Here is a 17,305-nt window from a genome sequence, read left to right on the forward strand (position 1 = left end):
CTTGCTCGCGATAGCGGTGGGTCAGCCAACAAATCCTGCGCTGATACACCGCTTTCGCGAGCAAGCCCGCTCCCACACGGGTCTTGCCAGGGTTGCCCTGATCAGGCCGGGAACAGCTCGCTCAATTTCATGGCCAGCATCATGTCGCCTTCAGTGCGCAGTTTGCCGCCCATGAATGCCTGCATGCCGTCGGTTTCGCCGCTGACGATGCCTTTCATGGTGTCGCCGTCCATCACCAGGGTGACTTGGGCGTCCGGGTTTTCACCTTCCAGCAGTTCGCAGGTGTTGTTTTTCACAACCAGCGAGAAGTTCTGGGTGTCGTCGATACGGAAACCGAACACCAGGTCCAGGCCGTCGGCAGCGGCTGGGTTGAATTTGGCTTTCATTGCTTCTACGGCTTTAGCTACGTCAGTCATGGTTTCGATCCTTTTATGGTGAGTCCAGTGACCTTGGGGTCACGGTTGGCCGCAATTCATCGGAAAGTGATGAGCTGCGGCGCCTTCAACAGTTGCAAGTGGGTATGGCTGTTGAAGGAAGCCAGTGCCACCTCGCGACCACGGAATTTCAGCTGGTTGAGCGAGGTGTTAACAATTTGCCAGTTCAGTTCGAAGGCCTGTGCGGCAGGCATTCGGGTAATCAGGTGGAGCAGGGCCGTGATGGTGCCGCCGGAGGTGAACACGGCGATCTTGTCACGGTTGTCGGCGGCTTCGAGGATGCGTTGCAGGCCACCCTGGACACGTTCGACAAATCCCAGCCAGCTTTCCAGGCCCGGCGGGTCGTAGGTGCCGGCCAGCCAGCGTTCGATGATCAGGGAAAAGATGCGCTGGAATTCGCCACGGTTTTGCGCGGCGTTGCGCAGGATATGCAGGGCTTCGGGTTCGCTGTGCAGCAAGTCCGGGAGCAGGGCGCGGATGATCGCCTCGGCGTCGAACTCGTTGAACGCGCTGTCGATTTCCAGCGTGGGTACCGGCAGGCCGAGGGCGCTGTATTGTTCGAAGGCGGCGGTGGCGGTGTGCTGCTGGCGGCGCAGGTCGCCCGACACGCAGCGGTCGAAGCCCAGGCCCAGTTCCGCCAGGTGGCGGCCCAGCACTTGCGCCTGTTGCACACCGATGGGCGACAGCACGTCGTAGTCGTCTGCACCGAAGGAGGCCTGGCCATGTCGAATCAGGTAAATGCTGCCCACGTCCGTTTTCCCGGTACGTTGAAAGTCTGGCGAGGTTATGAGGATGCCGGGAAGCTGTCAATGAAAAAACATACGCTTGTTTTAAAAGGTCGTTAGAGGCCCGCTGCTGGCGGTTTGATCACTGGCCCCATGGCGGTGGCGTCGGTATGCTTGGACAATCCGCGCCTGGCGCACTGCACTTGTAAGGAGTCACATGGATTTTCTGGCCGAGTACGCTACTTTCCTGGCTAAAACCGTCACCCTGGTCGTCGCCATCCTGGTGGTGCTGATCAGTTTCGCCGCACTGCGCAGCAAAGGCCGCCGCAAAGCTGCCGGCCAGTTGCAGGTCAGCAAGCTCAATGACTTCTACAAGGGTTTGCGTGAGCGCCTGGAGCAGACCCTGCTCGACAAGGACCAGCTCAAGGCCCTGCGCAAGTCTGAAGGCAAGGCCGAAAAGAAGAAGGGCAAGAAGAAGCCAGAAGCCAAGCCACGGGTGTTCGTGCTGGATTTCGACGGCGACATCAAGGCCTCGGCCACCGAAAGCCTGCGCCATGAAATCACGGCACTGCTGAGCCTGGCCACACCCAAGGACGAAGTGGTGCTGCGCCTTGAAAGCGGCGGCGGCATGGTTCACAGCTACGGCCTGGCGTCGTCGCAACTGGCGCGTATCCGCGAGGCGGGCGTGCCGTTGACCGTGTGCATCGACAAGGTCGCGGCCAGCGGCGGCTACATGATGGCGTGCATCGGCGAGAAGATCATCAGCGCACCGTTTGCCATCCTTGGCTCGATTGGCGTGGTGGCGCAGTTGCCCAACGTCAACCGCCTGCTGAAGAAGCACGACATCGACTTCGAAGTGCTGACCGCCGGTGAATACAAACGCACCCTGACCGTGTTTGGCGAAAACACCGAGAAGGGCCGCGAGAAGTTCCAGGAAGACCTGGACATCACCCATCAACTGTTCAAGAACTTCGTGTCGCGCTACCGCCCGCAGCTGGCGATTGATGACGTGGCCACCGGCGAAGTCTGGCTGGGTGTCGCGGCGCTGGACAAGCAACTGGTGGACCAGCTGCAAACCAGCGACGAATACCTGGCGACCAAGGCCAAGACCGCCGAGGTGTTCCACCTGCACTATGCCGAGCGTAAAAGCCTGCAGGAGCGGGTGGGCCTGGCGGCCAGCGGTTCGGTAGACCGGGTGCTGCTGACTTGGTGGAGTCGCCTGACCCAGCAGCGTTTCTGGTAACCCTTCAACTGACTGTCGAAGATCAAAATGTGGGAGCGGCGGTGCGACGATTCGACTTGCTCGCGAATGCGGTGGATCAGTCACAGATGTATTGACTGATCCACCGCATTCGCGAGCAAGCCCGCTCCCACATTGGGTCGTGGTGGTCGCATTATCGAGTCAGTAAAGAGACCTGCGGCACCGCCGGTATGGGGTGCCGCATCAACGAGCCCACCACCAGCGCCCCCAGCAAACCCAACAACCCCGCCACCCACAACACCACGCTGAACCCACCGACAAACGCCTGCCGCGCCAGTGGCTGCACCGTGTCCCGCGCGGACTCGGGCAGCAACGCCATGGCCGCCGGCATATCGCCAGCCACTACCCGTGAAGCAATCCCTGCCGCCTGTTCCTGCCACTGGGAGCCGATGCTCGTGTGCAGCAACTGTTCGCTATGGCTGCTCAACAACGCCCCATACACCCCGATCGCCAACATGATCGCGCTGAAGCGCATGGTGGTGCTCATGCCCGACGCCATCCCCGCGCGGTCCCGTGGCACGCAGGCCATGATGTTTTTCTGCGTATCGCCATTGAGCAATCCCGCGCCGGCCCCCGTGACGGCAATCGCCAGGGCGAACGGCAGATAGCCGCCGATATTGACCGCCCAGGCACTCAGCAGGTTGCCGCACCCCACCAACGCCAGCCCCGTCGCCATCAGAGTGGCCGGGGCAAAGCGGCCGGCCAGGCGTGCGCCTATCCGCGGACAAATCAACATGGTCAAGGCAAACGGCAACATGCCCAGCCCGGAGGCAATCGCGGAGAAGCCCAGGCCGTTTTGCAGGTAGAACGGCAGCAGCGTCATCATCACCTGGGCACAGCCGGCGTAGGCGAACATCCCCAGCAGTGCGCCGATAAAGCGCGGGTGCCTGAACAGTTGCAGGTCGACCATGGGCCGCTGTTGCAGGCGTTCGGCGAGTACAAAAACACCCAGCAACGCAGCGCCTCCCAGCAGCCGTGCATAAGTCAGCGGGTTGTCCCAGCCGATACGGTTGGCTTCGATCAAACCCCAGATCAGGCACAGCAGGCTGGCACTGAAACTCAGGCTGCCCCAAGGGTCGAGCCTTGCAGCCTGGGCATCGCGGGATTCCGGAATCGCGCGCAGCACCAGTCCCATCAGCACCAGGCCGACCGGCAAATTCAGATAGAAAATCCAGCGCCAGCCCAGGTATTGGGTAATCAACCCGCCGAGGGTCGGCGCGGCGGTCATCGCCACGCCCATGCACGCGCCCCAGAAGGCCCAGGCCTTGGCGCGTTCCACTTCGTCATGGAAGGTATGGCCGATGGAGGCCAGGGCCGAGGTCAGCAGCAGCGCTGCGCCGACACCTTTGACGGCGCGAGCGATATCCAGGAACAACGCATTCGGCGCCGCACCGCAGCCGAGGGAGGCGAGGATGAAAATACCCAGGCCCCAGACCAGGGTCTTCTTGCGGCCAAAGCGGTCGGCAATGCTTCCGGCCGGCAATAACAGGGCGGCGAAGGCCAGCATATAAGCGCTGACCACCCATTCGATATCGGCAAAATTCGCCCCCAGGTCCCGGGCGATGCTCGGCAGGGTCACGGCGACGATATTGGTGTCGAGCACGATCAGCGAACAGACCCCGGAGGCGGTCAGCAGCGTCAGGCGCGGGCTGACCTTGCTCATGGCTGCACCGAAGCCACCGCCGCGAGGGCGATCTCGTCATCGTGGGCCGGAGTATCTGCGCTGATGCCGATGGCGCCCACTACCTGGCCTTCAAGGATGATTGGCTGGGCGCCCTTCATCATCAACAGGCCGGCGGTGATGGCTGCCGGGCGGCCATTGTTGATGGCGTTTTCCAGGTCCCCGGACGGCCGCTTGAAGAGCGCTGAAGTGCGCGCCTTGCCTTGGGCCAGCTCGATACCGGCCACCACGGGAGCGCCATCCATGCGCAGCGTCAGGATCGGCCAGCCACCGTCATCGACGATGGCCACGGCGCAGGGCCAGCCCTTGTCGGCGGCGACCTTGCGCGCGTGTGCGGCGATCTGCTGGGCCGTTGCCAGGCTCAGGATTGCCTTGTGGGCAATGCTTGCGGGGGCTTCTGCGGCCAGCGCTGCGGGCACGGTGCAAAGACCGGCAAGCACCAGGACCAATGATTTGACGAGCATGGGAAAGCCTCTCTACTGTGAACGTACCGCGAGCTTATCCCCGGCAGGTGGCGTCCTTGTTAGGCGCCATACAGAACTTCATTACCTTTGAGCTAATCCTGTGATGGAAATACGTCATTTCCGCTACTTCCTGGCGGTTGCCCGGCAACGCAATTTCACCCGTGCTGCCGAACAGCTGGGTATCGCGCCGCCGACCCTGAGCCGGCAGATCCAGGACATGGAAACCACCCTCGGTACGCGCTTGTTTATCCGCCGCCAGCGCGAGGTCAGCCTGACCGAGGCGGGCGCGGCCTTGCTGATCGAGGCAGAGGCCACCGTGCGCCAGTTCGAGTTTGCCCAACGCAATGCCCAGCGCGCCGGGCGTGGCGAGATCGGTCATATCGAGCTGGGTTATGTGGCGTCGGCGGTGTATTCGGGGTTGTTGCAGCGCCAGGTGCAGTCGTTCTGCGCGGACTGCCCGGACGTGAGCCTCAGCGTGCGCGAGAGTCCCATGGCGGTGTTGCCGGGGTTGGTGGCGGAGGGGCGTTTCGACATTGGTTACATTCGTTCGCCGATGACCTTGCCTGATGGGGTCGAAGCGGTGCGGTTGAGCAGTGAAGGGTTTGTGCTGGCGTTGCCCCAGGATTCGTGGCTGCTGGGGTTGAAGGCAATCAGTTGCGAGCATCTGCAGAACGAGACGTTTATCTTGCCCGAGCAGATCAGCGGCACGCTGCACGTGGCAGCGCAGGGTGGTTATGCGCCGCGCCTGGGGCCGCAGCCGGGTGGGTTGGTGGCGGTGATTGCGTTGGTGTCACTGGGGCAGGGCGTGGCGGTGGTGCCGGAGTCGGTGGTGGGGCATGTGAGCTTGCCGAATGTCGTGTACCGCAGCATTGAAGGCAGCGAGGCGTCGTCCTGGTTGTCGCTGATTTACCGGCGCTTTGAAAAGGCGCCGGCGGTGGCGCGGTATATAGAGCAGGTGAAGCAGGTAGCCAGTTTGAAGGTTTGATCGCGGCGGGTTAGGTGCTTGACGGGTTAATTGTGTTGCTGCCTTCGCGAGCAAGCCCGCTCCCACCTTCGACGGCATTCCAAAGATGGAATTCGGTCGAAGGTGGGAGCGGGCTTGCTCGCGAAGGGGTCATTTCAAGCACTGCACCAACCGCGGTTGAACCGAATCCGCCAATCGCGTCAGTATCAAGCAGCACGATACCGCTCCGGCATCCAGTACACCCAGTGAGCGCTCGCCCAGGCGGCTGGCGCGGCCGATTTTTGCCACCAGGTCCCTGGTGGAATCCCGCCCCCGCGAAGCAGCACTTTTCATCGCCTCCAGCGCATCGCTGAATGACGCTCCTGACCCATGGGCCTGTTCAAACGCCTCCACCGCCGGAATCAAGGTGTCCATCAAACACTTGTCACCCACGCCGGCTTCGGTGATGTCCTGCAATGAGGTCAGCCCGCCCCGCAGCAAATGGGCAAAGGTCGCCGCGTCAATCTGTTCGCTGCCGCGCACCTCATCCGCCATGCCGATAAACAGGCTGCCATACAACGGCCCCATGGAGCCGCCGATGCCTTCCATCAGGCTCAGTGTCAACTCATCCAGGGCTTCGGCCAGGGTCAGCTGGCGGCCTTCAATCGTGCGCCCGCAATGGGCAAATCCCTTGGCCATGTTGATGCCGTGGTCGCCATCGCCAATGGCGCCGTCGACTTCGCTCAGGTATTCGCGGTTGGCAACGATCACGCTGACCAGGTCGGCGACGATGGCGCTGCCGTCGTGGGTGGAGAAATGCTGGCTCATGGTTTATTCCGCCTGGGTCATGCCGATGGAGCGGCAGGGTTGGTCGATCAGGGATTTCAGCTCGGCGTCCAGGCCCAGCAAGGTCAGGGTCACGCCCATCATTTCCAGGGAGGTGAAGTAGTTGCCCACGTAGCAGCGGTGAATCTTCAAGCCCCTAGCTTGCAGCTGACGTTCAACCTCGGCGTAGAAAATGTAAAGTTCCATCACCGGCGTCGCACCCAGGCCCGAGACCAGCACCACCACGCTGTCGTCCTGGCTGAAGTCGCGGTCGGCGAGGATCGGCGCGAGCATGCGGGCCGCCATGGCCTCGGCGGATTCGATCGGGATGACTTCAATGCCAGGCTCGCCGTGATGGCCGATGCCCAACTCCATCTGCCCGTCGGGAATCTGGAAGTTCGGCTTGCCCACCGCTGCGATGGTGCAGGGCGTGAGGCCGATGCCGATGGAGCGGCAGTTGTCGACTGTCTTCTGGGCAACACGAATCACCCCGTCCAGGTCGTAATGCTGGGCCGCGGCCGCACCGCCGACCTTCCACATGAAGATCTCGCCTGCCACGCCGCGACGCTTGGCGATGTCGGCCTTGGGCGCCGAGGCCACGTCGTCGTTGGCGACCACGGTGCGGATGCGCATGTCCTTGCTGGCGGCCATCTTCATCGCCAGCTTCACGTTCATGTTGTCGCCGGCATAGTTGCCGTACAGGCACGCCACCCCGGCGCCGTGGTCGGCGGCGCGGAAGGCGTCGAAGAAGCTTTTGGCGGTGGGCGACGAGAAGATTTCGCCGACGGCCACGGCGTCCACCAGGCCCGGGCCGACATAGCCGAGGAACGCCGGTTCATGGCCGGAACCGCCGCCGGTCACGATGCCCACCCGGCCCTGTGGTGACGGCTTGGCCTTGCCGATCACCCGGGGATTGGTTTCGTATTGGCGCAGCTCGGGGTGCGCGACCAGAATACCCCGCAGCATGTCCTCGACCACCTGGTCCGGATCGTTTATCACTCGATTCATAACGCGGTTTCCTGTGTTCTTGTTCTTGGTGTGGGAGCCGGGGGCTTTTGTGGGAGCTGGCTTGCCTGCGATTGCATCGGCTCGGTGTCACAGACAGACCGAGGCGTCTGCATCGCAGGCAAGCCAGCTCCCACAAAAAGCCTAAGCCCGGCGCCCGCAGGGTTTTGTGTTATTGGGCCAATCAGGGTTCCAGGACGACTTTAAGCGACTTGTCCCCGCGCTCCATCACCGCAAACGCTTCCTTGAAGTCCGCCAGGGCAAACTTGTGGGTCACCACGTCGCGCATGTCGATCTTGCGGTTGCCGATAAAGTCGATGGCGCGCGGGTACATGTAGGGGCCGAGGTGCGAGCCCAGCACGTCCAGTTCCTTGCGGTCACCGATGATTGACCAGTCCACCGTGGCCTCGTCGTTGAACACGCTGAATTCCACGAAGCGCCCCAGCTTGCGCAACATCGCCAGGCCCTGGTTCACCGCCTTGTGGTGCCCGGTGGCTTCGATGTAAATGTCGCAACCGTAGCCGTCGGTGATCTCGCGAATCTTCGCCATCACGTCGACTTCAGCCGGGTTCCACACTTCATCCGCACCCATGCGCAGGGCGAGGGCAGCGCGTTCGGGTTTCATGTCGAGCACGATGAGTTTTTTCGGGTTGCGCATGCGCACCGCACCGATGATCCCCAGGCCCAGGGTGCCGGCGCCGGCCACCACCACGATGTCGTCGAAATCCACATTCGCCCGTTCCGCCGCGTGCAGCGAACAGGCCAGGGGTTCGATCAGGATGGCTTCGTCCGGGGCAATCGAGTCCGGTACTTTGTGGATGATGCCTTCCTTGGTGAAGATCATGTACTGGGCCATGGCGCCCTGGACGTTGTTCTGGAAGCCATACAAGTCGTGTTTCTGGCACATCCAGTACTGGCCGTGGTTGCAGAAGCGGCAGCCCCAGCACGGCACGATCTGTTCGGAAATCACCCGGTCGCCGACCTTCACCCCGCGCTTTTCCGCGCCGGGGCCGAGGGCGACCACGCGGCAGACAAACTCGTGGCCGGGAATCATCGGCGGCTTCACGTAGCGCGGCTGCTCGGCGTCGCCCCAGAACGAGGGCGCGCCGCGGTAGGTCTTGATGTCGCCCATGCAGATGCCGCACAGCTCGACCTTGGTGAGGATCTCGTCGGGGCCGGGCGTCGGCACGTTGACGGTCTCCAGGCGATAGTCTTCGGGGCCGTGACAGACCACGGCCTGCATGGTTTTCGGAATGACGGGGGACAGTTGTTCGGCAGTGCGTTCGGTAACGGTAGACATGACGATAAACCTCACGACAAAAGATCAATTACTGGATGCTGTAGCCGCCGTCGATCACCACGTTTTCCCCGGTGATCATCTGTGCGGCGTCGCTGAGCAGGTACAACGCCAGCCCGGCGATTTCTTCCGGCTGGGCAAAGCGGCCCGCCGGGATCTGCAATTTGGCCCGTTCCCCCAGCTCGCCCGCCCAGGCCTTTTTACCGAGGGCGGTTTCGACGATGGTCGGGGAGATGGCGTTGACGTTGATATGCGGCGCCCATTCCATGGCGAGCACCTTGGTCATGCCGACCACGGCGGCCTTGCTGGCGCAGTACGCGACGTGACGGTCCAGGCCGATCACTGCCGCTTGGGAGGCGAGGTTGACGATGCGCCCGCTGCCCTGGGCCAGCATGTGTTTGGCGCAGGCCTGGGCCACGAAGAAACTGGCCTTGAGGTTGATGTCGAGAGTGGTGTCCCAGGCGTTTTCGCTGACGTCCAGGGCCTTGTCCAGCAGGGCCACGCCGGCGCTGTTGACCAGGTAATCCAGGCGTTTGAAGTGATCGAATACGTAATCGATGGTGCTGTGCACCTGGTCGAGTTGGCGCAGGTCCACGGCGATGCCGATGTTCCCGGCGCCGAGGCTGGCGGCGACTTCGACCACGGCCGGGTCGCGGTCCAGCAGGGCCACCCGCGCGCCGCGTTCCACCAACAGGCTGGCACAAGCCAGACCGATCCCGGCGGCCCCGCCGGTGATCACGGCGCAGCGGCCGGTGAGGTCAAAGGCTTGATTCCAGAATCCAGACATGAACATGACTCCATTTTTCAGATCGGTGGAGATCCAATGTGGGAGCGGGCTTGCTCGCGAAAGCGGTGTATCAGGTGGCACATCTGTTGAATGATCCACCGCTTTCGCGAGCAAGCCCGCTCCCACACTTGACCGGGTTTCAAGTCAAAACTTACTTCGTACCGCTCACCTGCTGGTACAGCGCATCCGCATTCGCATTGGTCACCGGCACCCACGGCAGGATGTAGTTCCTGGCGGTGCCGTCACCCCATTTCACGTCCTTGCCATAACGTTCCCAGATCACCGACTGCGGCTTGTAATCCTTGCCGGCCAGCGCCCGCAGCGCCACATCCAGCGCGCCTTGAGACTGGGCCTGGGCGTCCTGGAGGAAGGTGGTCACTTCATCTTTCTTCGCCGCCTGGATCGCATCCGGCATGCCGTCGATGGACGTCACCGGCACATCCTTGGACGTCAGCCCATGGGACTTCAACGCCTGCACCGCACCGAGGGCCATGTCATCGTTTTGCGCGATCACCCCGTTGATGCCCTTGGGGTGTGCGTTCAGCCAGTCTTCGGTCAGGGCCAGGGCCTGGGCGCGGTCCCAGTTGGCGGTTTTCTTCTCGATGATCTTGATGTCCGGGTGCTTGCCCAGTACTTCCATCTCGCCCTTTTCGCGGTCGATCTGCGCCGACTGGCCAATCGGGCCCTGGATGATCACCACGTTGCCGCGGCCCTCGAGTTTGTCGACCATGGCCTGGGCCTGCAGGCGACCGCCTTCCACGTCATCGTTGCCAACATAAGGCACGTTGGCGTCCGCCACCTTGGTGTTGGAGGCGATCACCACCACGTCATTGCTCATGGCGGCCTTCACGGTGCCGACGCCGGCCTTGGTGTCGATCGGCACAAACAGGATCGCGTCGTAGTGCTGGGTCACCATGTTTTCAATCTGGTTGTTCTGGGTCAGTGCGTCATAGTTGCCGTCGAACACGGTCAGCTGCACGGTGCCGTCCTTGACTGCGGGGTGTTCCTTCAGCTCGCGCACCCAGTTCTGCATGAACTGGCCCTTGAGCCCGTACACGGCGGCGCCGATCTTGTAGGTCTTGCCATCGGCGGCCAGGGTGATACTGCTGGCGAGCAGGGAGAGTGCCGCGACGGCGGCCAAAGTCGTACCAGGTTTCATGAGAGAACTCCGTTATTGTTGTAGTGGTAGTTTTCAGAACTAGCGTTTCTTCTTGCGCCACACGTCAATCAGTACTGCGAACACGATGATCAGGCCCTTGGCGACCTGCTGGTAATAGGAGGACACGCCGAGCAGGTTCAGGCCGTTGTTGATCACGCCGATCAGCAATGCGCCAAACAGCGTGCCGACAATCGTGCCGGTACCGCCCGACAGGCTGGTGCCGCCGATTACCACGGCGGCAATCGCATCCAGCTCATACGAAGTGCCGGCCTGGGGCAGGGCAGAGGTGGTGCGCGCCGACAGCACCACACCGGCCAGCCCGGCGAGCAGGCCCGAGACCACGTATACCGAAAACATCACCTTGCGCACGCCGATCCCGGAGGTGCGCGCGCTCTTCTCGTTGCCACCCACCGCGTACACATAGCGGCCGTAGGTGGTGTAGCGCAGCACCATCCAGAAGATCAGCGCGACCACGGCGAAGATCACGATGGGCACACCGATCGGGCCGATCTTGCCGATACCCAGCGCCAGGTAGGCGTCGGGCAGGTCAGTGATCGGGCTGCCGTCGTTCAAGATGAAGGTCATGCCCCGGGCAATGCTCAACATGCCCAAGGTCGCGACAAAGGGCGGGATCGACAGGTTGGCCACCATAAAGCCGTTCACCACCCCGAGCATCGCCCCGGCGAACATCCCGGCGCTGACCGCCGCCAGCACGCCATAGCCCTGGGTCGCGACCATGGCGCTGCACAGCCCGGCAAACGCCAGGATCGAGCCCACCGACAGGTCGATGCCCTTGGTCAGGATCACGTAGGTCATGCCTACGGCGAGGATCCCGTTGATCGAGGTCTGGCGCAGGATGTCCATCCAGTTGCGCCAGGTCATGAAGTATTCGCTGGCGAAGGCCATCACCAGGCACAGCAGGATGAACACCAGCGGCAGGCCGAAGCGGTCGAGGGACAGGCGCAGGCGACTGCGGGGTGCGGTCGTGACGGGGGCGGCTGCAGGTGTAGAAAGTGATTTGGCATTCATGAGGCAAGACTCAACAAGGCTTCCTGGGAAAGGGCGGTATCGCTGCTGATGGTCACCAGCCTTCCGCCTTTGAACACGGCAATACGGTCACTCAGGTGCAGCAATTCAGGGGCTTCGGACGACACCACAATCGCCGCGCCGCCGGCGCGCACGAACTGGTCCAGCAGGTGATAGATCTCCTGCTTGGCGCCTTCGTCGATGCCCCGGGTCGGCTCATCGCACAGCAGGCAGATCGGCTGGGTCGACAGGCATTTGGCGAGCACCACTTTTTGCTGGTTACCGCCGCTCATGGATTCCACCGGCAGGTCCAGGGAGGTGGTCTTGATCTGCAGGCGCTTGACCATGTCCTGGGCCAGTTGGTTTTCCTTGCGGGCATTGATCAGCGACCAGCTCGACAGCTGCTTGTACGCCGACAATGCGATGTTCGAGAGGATGCTGCCGCTGAGCACCAGGCCGCTGTCCTTGCGGTCTTCGGTGACCAGTGACATGCCGGCCTGGATCGTTGCCTTGGGCAGGCCGATGGGCATCGGTTTGCCTTGCAGGGTCACGCTGCCGGAGTCCGGCGTGGTGAGGCCGTAGATGCAGTTGAGGAATTCGCTGCGGCCCGAGCCCATCAGCCCGTAGATGCCGAGAATCTCGCCCTGGCGCAGTTGCAGGCTGATGTCCTGGAATTCGCCGGCGCGGCTCAGGCTGTCGACGTCCAGGCAGCATTCGGCGGCGCATTCGCGGCCGACCTTGTGGTCGATGCGGGTCAGTTCCTGGCCGACGATGCCGCGCACCAGGTGGGCGCGGTCGATATCCGCCATGCACCCGGTCTCAACGAAGGCGCCGTCGCGAAAGATGCTGTAGTCGTCGGCAATCTGCGCCAGTTCACTGAGGCGGTGCGACACATAGATGATGCCGGCACCACGGGCGGTGAGGCGGCGGATGGCCTTGAACAGGGTTTCGGCCTCGCGCTCGCCGATGGCCGAGGTGGGCTCGTCCATGATCATCACCTGGCAGTCGTGGCTGAATGCCTTGGCGATCTCCACCAACTGGATCTGCGCCACGCTCAGGCGATGCATGGGGCTGGTGGCGTCGACATCGAACTCCAGGCCTTCCAGCAGTTCGCGAGTGCGCCGGTTGAGCTCCTTGCTGTCGACGATGCAGCCGGCGCGGCGCGGTTCGCGGCCCAGCCAGATGTTTTCGGCGACGGTCATGTAGGGAATGGGTTCCAGCTCCTGGGTGATCATCGCGATCCCCGCCGCGAGTGCTTCGCTGGGGCGGTTGAACTGGACGGGGGAGCCGTTGAGCAGGATGGTCCCGGCGTCACGCTGGGTGATGCCCATCAGGATACTCAGGAAAGTCGATTTGCCTGCGCCATTGCCGCCGCACAGGGCGTGGACGCTGCCGGCCCGCAGAGAGAGGCGCCCCTCACGCAGGGCAGGAATCCCGGCGTAAGCCTTGGCGACGTGTTCAGCCTGGAGCAGTAATGGCGTGGCCATCGGCGTGTCCTCGTGCTGTGAATTCTTATTAGGTCGCACAGTCATGTTTCGCTGTGAGCATATGTGTATCAAATGAAATTCTGATCAGTCAATCTCTTTCACTGAAAAGTTGTAAATGGATGGATTTGCGCAAAGTGCGCCGGTTTAGAGGGCTTTGACTGGGAGGTCAGCTAAATCCTGCTTGACAGGGCGACTGGAATATCCGAGAAATGACTGAGATAAATTTCATCGAGTGATCATATGATCACTCTCCAGTACCCAAAACGGCAGCGGAGCCAAACGCCATGAACACACCTTTCCCGGTGGCTATCGGATGCGATGAAGCGGGTTATGAGCTCAAAGAGCTGTTGAAGCGCCATATTGAGGCGCTGGGTTACCCGGTGACGGACTTCGGCACCCATTCCACGGCGCCGGTGCTGTACCCGGACATTGCCCTGGCGGTGGCCACGGCGATCAATGCCGGCGAGCAACGCTTGGGCGTGCTGGTGTGCGGCACTGGCATCGGCATGGCCATCTCGGCCAACAAAGTCCTGGGGATTCGTGCGGCCCAGGCCCATGACACCTATTCGGCGGAGCGGGCACGCAAGAGCAACGATGCGCAGATCCTGTCCATCGGTGCACGGGTGATCGGCGCGGAACTGGCCAAGAGCATCGTCAAGTCGTTCCTGGAGTCGGAGTTCGAAGCCGCGCGTTCCGGGGCCAAGGTCGACCGCATCAACGCGATCGAGCGTGACGGGCATCAGTAGTGGACGGAACGGGGCAAGAGTCGGGAGAATGCGCCTTTGACACCGAAACGGAAGCCCGTGCCCATGAGTGACAGTACCCAGCGCATCGCCAGCGACATCGACCTGATGACCGAAGTGGCGATGCTCTATTACCTTGAGAACGTCACTCAGGAAGCCATCGCCAAGCGCTTCGACCTGTCCCGGGCAAAAGTCAGCCGCCTGCTCAAACGCGCACGGGATGAAGGGATTGTCGAGGTGCGGGTGTTGCAGCACCCGGCGATGAACAACGAGCTGGAACAGGCGCTGGTGGAGCGCTTCCAGCTGGACCGCGCCTTGATTGCGGTGGACCACAGCGACCCGGACACCCAGCGCTCGGCGGTGGCGAGCCTGGTGGCCAACTACCTGAACAAAACCCTCAGCGACGGGATGATCGTCGCGGTTGGCATGGGGCGTAATGTCGGTGCGGTGGCCGATAACGTATTTTTGCCGGTGACCCGCAACTGCACGTTTGTTTGCGCCATTGGCGGTTCGCTCAAGGCGGGTGAATACATGAACCCCGACCATATTTGCCGGCGCCTGGCCCTGCGGTTTGGTGGCGAGAGTGAAAGCCTGTACGCCCCGGCGCTGGTGGCCAACCCGGAACTGCGTGGGGTGTTGATCAGCAACGATACGGTGCGTTCCACGCTTGACCGTGCCCGCCGTGCGGACATGGCGTTGATCGGCATCGGTGACATGAGTGAAAACAGCAACATGGTGCGCATGGGGTGGTTTTCGCCCCAGGAAATCGCCCAGGCGCGGTTGTCCGGCACCGTGGGGGACATGATGGGTTATGACTTCATCGACATTCATGGCCAGCCGGCGGTCAACGCGATTCAGGGGCGGGTGATCGGGTTGACGGTGCAGGAGCTGTTTCGGATTCCGGATGTGGTGGCGATTGCCAGTGAAAACACCAAGGCGGCGGCAACGCTGGGGGCGTTGCGTTCGGGAGTGATCAATACCCTGGCGACCACGGTGACCAATGCTCACACCATCCTTGCGCTGGATGACGCGACGCGTAAAAGCTGACACCGCCGATAGTCCAGGCCCTGAACATCACCTGTGGGAGCTGTCGAGCCTTGGCGAGGCTGCGATGGCATCACCGCGGTATGACTGGAGTACCGAGTTGTCTGCATCGCGGACAAGCCCGGCTCCCACAGTTGACTGCCTCAGGGTTTCCACACCTGCACATCCTGCGCATCCACCGCCTTGGGCAACAACCCCGCCTTGAAGAACGCATCCGCAATTTTCTGCTGTTCCCCCAACTGATCCAGCGTCACCGGTTGCACCTCATAGCTGCGATGAGCATTGGCGGCCTCGACAGTCTCCACATCCAGGTTGCCCCACAATGGCCCCAGCACTTTCGCGGCATCACGCGGGTGGCTTTTCACCCACTCGCCAGCCTGGTGCAACTGCTCGTACACCAGCTTCAGCACTTCGGGATGCGCCTGGGCATAGGGCGTACCCGTCAGGTAATAGCGCTTGTAACTGGCCAGCCCGGTACCGTCCGCAAGGGTGCGGGTGGGCAGTTGGCGCTGCACGCTGGTGAGGAACGGTTCCCACGTGACCCAGGCATCAACCTTGTTGTTTTCAAACGCAGCGCGGCCATCGGCGGGCGTCAGGTACGCCGGCTCGATATCGGAGAAGGCCAGCCCCGCCTTGTTCAAGGCAGCGATCAATAAATAGTGAGTGCCGGCGGCCTTGGTCACGGCGATTTTCTTGCCTTTCAAATCCGCCAGTTGCTGGATCGGCGAGTCCTTGCGCACCACGATCGCCTGGGCTTGGGGCGAGGGCGCTTCCTGGGCGAAGTAGGTGAGCTTGGCCTGGGCGGCCTGGGCGAAGATCGGCACGGTGTCGGCCACGTCAGCGCTGATATCCACGTTACCGACGTTGAGTGCTTCCAGCAGCGGCAGGCCACTGGGGAACTCGTGCCAGGTGACGTCGATGCCGTCGGCCTTGAGGGCTTTTTCCAGGGTGCCCTGGGTTTTCAGCAAGGTGATCAGGGTCGAGGATTTCTGGTAGCCGATGCGTACGGTTTCCTGGGCTTGTGTGCTCAGGGTGGTGCAGAGGCCCAGTGTGGCAAGGCCTGCGATGAAAAGGCGATGGAGCGAAAACTGGGGCATGGCGTGCTCGACTCTTAATGGATTAAGGTGAGCTTATTGTTCTAAAAAACATTAGATAAATAATTTTTCGATCTTAGCTTAGGCCTTTATCGGGTGCGCCGGTCGCGGCCTTTCAGCGTCAGGATGAAGGAGGGCGGTATGCAGTTGTATGTTGTTCGTCACGGCGAAACTCAAGCCAATGCCGAGGGGCGTTACCAGGGCTCGCTGGACATTGATCTCAACGAACGGGGCGTGCTGCAGGCGCGGGAGTTGCGGGAAAAATTGCCGGCGCAGATCGACGCCGTCATCGTCTCGCCGCTGCGCAGGGCTCAGCAAACGGCGGCCATTGTGTTTGCGGATGATGGGCTGCAACTGCCTACGCTGGATGCGTTTCGTGAGCGCGGCGTGGGGGTGTTTGAGGGACTGACCCAGGCGGAGGCGGCGCAGCGTTATCCCGACCTTTGGGCGCAGAATATTACCCGGCAATGGGAGCGGGCACCCACGGACGGTGAGTCAATCTCGCAGTTCGTCGAGCGCATCCGGGGCGGATTGAATCAGTTGCTGGTGAACCATGGGCAACAGGTGGTGGTGCTGGTTGCCCATGGGGTTGTCGCCAAGGCGATTCGCGCATTGGTTCGCGATGATTTCTCAGACTTCTTCGCCTGGCAGTTGCGCAATGGCGAAGTGCTGAGCCTCAACATCGACGCAGAGCCCAATGTGGCGAGGGAGCTTGCTCCCGTTGGGGGGCGAAGCGCCCCCTGGTAGGCCGCTGCGGTCTTTCAGGATGGGCCGGTCAATGCTTTTGGGGTTGCTGCGCAACCCAGCGGGAGCAAGCTCCCTCGCCACAGTGTGGGTGTGAGTCATGTCTACAGGGGAACGCTCAACGCCTGCGCAAACGCCTGGGGCGTAGGGCTTTCCGGCCAGGTCGGAACACCCTCCGCCAGCGTTACCCACGGCTGCTTGTGCCGCAGCCAGATATGCGCCACCGGCTGCACGGACGGGCTCTCATCCAGTGTCCCGACCCGCAGCACAACCAACCCCGGCGCGGCCGTCGTGGTGTTGCAGATCCGCGTATGGCACACCCCGCACAACCGATGTTCCGAGCGCTGCCCATCAACGTCATAGGCATATTCCGTCAGCGAACCTTCAACCTGCAGCGCATCCGCCGGCAACAGCGCATGCAGGGCAAACGCGCTGCCGCTCCAGGTCTGGCAGTGGCGGCAATGGCAGGCATACACCGCCAGCGGCGCGTCGTTATCGAGGGTGTAGGTCACGCGGGCGCAGCGACATTGGCCGGTGAGTGTCATCAAAAACGATCCTGTGCAAAGTGAGGGCGAAAGCCCCATCG

Annotated in this window: 18 protein-coding genes; 5 read left to right on the forward strand and 13 right to left on the reverse strand. The window is 62.2% G+C overall.

All coding sequences use genetic code 11. The annotated features are described in order from the left end of the window. Positions 1–101: 101 nt before the first annotated feature. Together V6607_RS13935 and V6607_RS13940 are read right to left on the reverse strand one after the other, a co-directional pair. Positions 102–416 (reverse strand): SCP2 sterol-binding domain-containing protein, encoded by a 315-nt coding sequence (locus tag V6607_RS13935; protein ID WP_087694874.1) that lies wholly within the window; start codon positions 414–416, stop codon positions 102–104. 56 nt (positions 417–472) lie between these two features. Continuing rightward, positions 473–1,183, reverse strand: a complete 711-nt coding sequence (locus V6607_RS13940) for a histidine phosphatase family protein (protein ID WP_102605149.1) — start codon at positions 1,181–1,183, stop codon at positions 473–475. A 193-nt stretch (positions 1,184–1,376) separates the two neighbouring features. Between V6607_RS13940 and sohB the strand changes: the two genes are divergently transcribed. Then, on the forward strand, positions 1,377–2,402 hold the full coding sequence (gene sohB, locus V6607_RS13945; RefSeq protein WP_008434663.1) for a protease SohB: 1,026 nt from the start codon (positions 1,377–1,379) through the stop codon (positions 2,400–2,402). 151 nt (positions 2,403–2,553) lie between these two features. Here sohB and V6607_RS13950 read toward each other — a convergent pair whose 3' ends face one another. Both V6607_RS13950 and V6607_RS13955 read right to left on the reverse strand, forming a co-directional pair. Beyond that, the gene (locus V6607_RS13950) at positions 2,554–4,083 is read right to left on the reverse strand and encodes an MFS transporter (protein ID WP_134326319.1); all 1,530 of its coding nucleotides are present in this window, start codon (positions 4,081–4,083) and stop codon (positions 2,554–2,556) included. Beyond that, positions 4,080–4,565, reverse strand: coding sequence for a heme-binding protein (locus V6607_RS13955; RefSeq protein WP_134326320.1), 486 nt, complete (start codon positions 4,563–4,565; stop codon positions 4,080–4,082). The genes V6607_RS13950 and V6607_RS13955 overlap by 4 nt, the downstream gene beginning before the upstream one ends. Before the next feature lie 103 nt (positions 4,566–4,668). Here V6607_RS13955 and V6607_RS13960 point away from each other — a divergent pair, with 103 nt between their 5' ends. Beyond that, on the forward strand, positions 4,669–5,550 hold the full coding sequence (locus V6607_RS13960; RefSeq protein WP_134326321.1) for a LysR substrate-binding domain-containing protein: 882 nt from the start codon (positions 4,669–4,671) through the stop codon (positions 5,548–5,550). A gap of 129 nt (positions 5,551–5,679) precedes the next feature. Here V6607_RS13960 and dhaL read toward each other — a convergent pair whose 3' ends face one another. The 7 genes from dhaL to V6607_RS13995 form a co-directional block, all read right to left on the reverse strand. Beyond that, positions 5,680–6,336: a dihydroxyacetone kinase subunit DhaL gene (gene dhaL / locus V6607_RS13965; RefSeq protein WP_134326322.1), complete on the reverse strand. Its 657-nt coding sequence runs from the start codon at positions 6,334–6,336 to the stop codon at positions 5,680–5,682. 3 nt (positions 6,337–6,339) lie between these two features. Beyond that, the gene (locus V6607_RS13970) at positions 6,340–7,341 is read right to left on the reverse strand and encodes a dihydroxyacetone kinase subunit DhaK (RefSeq protein ID WP_134326323.1); all 1,002 of its coding nucleotides are present in this window, start codon (positions 7,339–7,341) and stop codon (positions 6,340–6,342) included. Positions 7,342–7,522: 181 nt separating this feature from the next. Further along, complete coding sequence (locus tag V6607_RS13975) at positions 7,523–8,638, reverse strand: alcohol dehydrogenase catalytic domain-containing protein (protein WP_134326324.1); 1,116 nt, start codon at positions 8,636–8,638, stop codon at positions 7,523–7,525. Positions 8,639–8,666: 28 nt separating this feature from the next. Then, entirely contained in the window at positions 8,667–9,422 is a 756-nt protein-coding gene (locus V6607_RS13980) for an SDR family oxidoreductase (protein WP_134326325.1), read from the reverse strand. A 151-nt stretch (positions 9,423–9,573) separates the two neighbouring features. Beyond that, positions 9,574–10,581, reverse strand: a complete 1,008-nt coding sequence (locus tag V6607_RS13985; RefSeq protein WP_134326326.1) for a substrate-binding domain-containing protein — start codon at positions 10,579–10,581, stop codon at positions 9,574–9,576. A gap of 39 nt (positions 10,582–10,620) precedes the next feature. Next, positions 10,621–11,610, reverse strand: coding sequence for an ABC transporter permease (locus V6607_RS13990; protein WP_003215711.1), 990 nt, complete (start codon positions 11,608–11,610; stop codon positions 10,621–10,623). Next, positions 11,607–13,094, reverse strand: a complete 1,488-nt coding sequence (locus tag V6607_RS13995) for a sugar ABC transporter ATP-binding protein (RefSeq protein WP_134326327.1) — start codon at positions 13,092–13,094, stop codon at positions 11,607–11,609. Before V6607_RS13995 ends, V6607_RS13990 begins: the two co-directional genes overlap by 4 nt. 284 nt (positions 13,095–13,378) lie before the next feature. Between V6607_RS13995 and rpiB the strand changes: the two genes are divergently transcribed. Together rpiB and V6607_RS14005 are read left to right on the forward strand one after the other, a co-directional pair. After that, the gene (gene rpiB, locus V6607_RS14000; RefSeq protein WP_003215716.1) at positions 13,379–13,840 is read left to right on the forward strand and encodes a ribose 5-phosphate isomerase B; all 462 of its coding nucleotides are present in this window, start codon (positions 13,379–13,381) and stop codon (positions 13,838–13,840) included. Positions 13,841–13,903: 63 nt separating this feature from the next. Next, positions 13,904–14,884 (forward strand): sugar-binding transcriptional regulator, encoded by a 981-nt coding sequence (locus V6607_RS14005; RefSeq protein WP_003215718.1) that lies wholly within the window; start codon positions 13,904–13,906, stop codon positions 14,882–14,884. 140 nt (positions 14,885–15,024) lie between these two features. On the opposite strand, the gene V6607_RS14010 is transcribed toward V6607_RS14005, so the two are convergent. Further along, on the reverse strand, positions 15,025–15,978 hold the full coding sequence (locus V6607_RS14010; RefSeq protein WP_134326328.1) for an aliphatic sulfonate ABC transporter substrate-binding protein: 954 nt from the start codon (positions 15,976–15,978) through the stop codon (positions 15,025–15,027). Between the two features lie 138 nt (positions 15,979–16,116). On the opposite strand from V6607_RS14010, the gene V6607_RS14015 reads away from it, so the two are divergent. Beyond that, positions 16,117–16,722 carry a histidine phosphatase family protein gene (locus tag V6607_RS14015; RefSeq protein WP_134326329.1) on the forward strand — a complete coding sequence of 202 codons (606 nt, stop codon included), beginning with the start codon at positions 16,117–16,119 and terminating at the stop codon, positions 16,720–16,722. Between the two features lie 101 nt (positions 16,723–16,823). On the opposite strand, the gene V6607_RS14020 is transcribed toward V6607_RS14015, so the two are convergent. After that, on the reverse strand, positions 16,824–17,264 hold the full coding sequence (locus V6607_RS14020; protein WP_134326330.1) for a GFA family protein: 441 nt from the start codon (positions 17,262–17,264) through the stop codon (positions 16,824–16,826). Positions 17,265–17,305 lie beyond the last annotated feature (41 nt).

It is taken from the genome of Pseudomonas sp. KK18, from assembly GCF_037094675.1.
Lineage (GTDB): Bacteria > Pseudomonadota > Gammaproteobacteria > Pseudomonadales > Pseudomonadaceae > Aquipseudomonas.

Bases quoted from the DNA above. Each gene is read 5' to 3' on its own strand.
- V6607_RS13970 (WP_134326323.1), bottom strand. From the start codon at position 7,341: ATGAATCGAGTGATAAACGATCCGGACCAGGTGGTCGAGGACATGCTG.
- V6607_RS13935 (WP_087694874.1), bottom strand. From the start codon at position 416: ATGACTGACGTAGCTAAAGCCGTAGAAGCAATGAAAGCCAAATTCAAC.
- V6607_RS14010 (WP_134326328.1), bottom strand. From the start codon at position 15,978: ATGCCCCAGTTTTCGCTCCATCGCCTTTTCATCGCAGGCCTTGCCACA.
- V6607_RS13985 (WP_134326326.1), bottom strand. From the start codon at position 10,581: ATGAAACCTGGTACGACTTTGGCCGCCGTCGCGGCACTCTCCCTGCTC.
- V6607_RS14020 (WP_134326330.1), bottom strand. From the start codon at position 17,264: ATGACACTCACCGGCCAATGTCGCTGCGCCCGCGTGACCTACACCCTC.
- V6607_RS13995 (WP_134326327.1), bottom strand. From the start codon at position 13,094: ATGGCCACGCCATTACTGCTCCAGGCTGAACACGTCGCCAAGGCTTAC.
- V6607_RS13960 (WP_134326321.1), top strand. From the start codon at position 4,669: ATGGAAATACGTCATTTCCGCTACTTCCTGGCGGTTGCCCGGCAACGC.
- V6607_RS14015 (WP_134326329.1), top strand. From the start codon at position 16,117: ATGCAGTTGTATGTTGTTCGTCACGGCGAAACTCAAGCCAATGCCGAG.
- sohB (WP_008434663.1), top strand. From the start codon at position 1,377: ATGGATTTTCTGGCCGAGTACGCTACTTTCCTGGCTAAAACCGTCACC.
- V6607_RS13975 (WP_134326324.1), bottom strand. From the start codon at position 8,638: ATGTCTACCGTTACCGAACGCACTGCCGAACAACTGTCCCCCGTCATT.
- V6607_RS13990 (WP_003215711.1), bottom strand. From the start codon at position 11,610: ATGAATGCCAAATCACTTTCTACACCTGCAGCCGCCCCCGTCACGACC.
- rpiB (WP_003215716.1), top strand. From the start codon at position 13,379: ATGAACACACCTTTCCCGGTGGCTATCGGATGCGATGAAGCGGGTTAT.
- V6607_RS13980 (WP_134326325.1), bottom strand. From the start codon at position 9,422: ATGTCTGGATTCTGGAATCAAGCCTTTGACCTCACCGGCCGCTGCGCC.
- dhaL (WP_134326322.1), bottom strand. From the start codon at position 6,336: ATGAGCCAGCATTTCTCCACCCACGACGGCAGCGCCATCGTCGCCGAC.
- V6607_RS13950 (WP_134326319.1), bottom strand. From the start codon at position 4,083: ATGAGCAAGGTCAGCCCGCGCCTGACGCTGCTGACCGCCTCCGGGGTC.
- V6607_RS14005 (WP_003215718.1), top strand. From the start codon at position 13,904: ATGAGTGACAGTACCCAGCGCATCGCCAGCGACATCGACCTGATGACC.
- V6607_RS13955 (WP_134326320.1), bottom strand. From the start codon at position 4,565: ATGCTCGTCAAATCATTGGTCCTGGTGCTTGCCGGTCTTTGCACCGTG.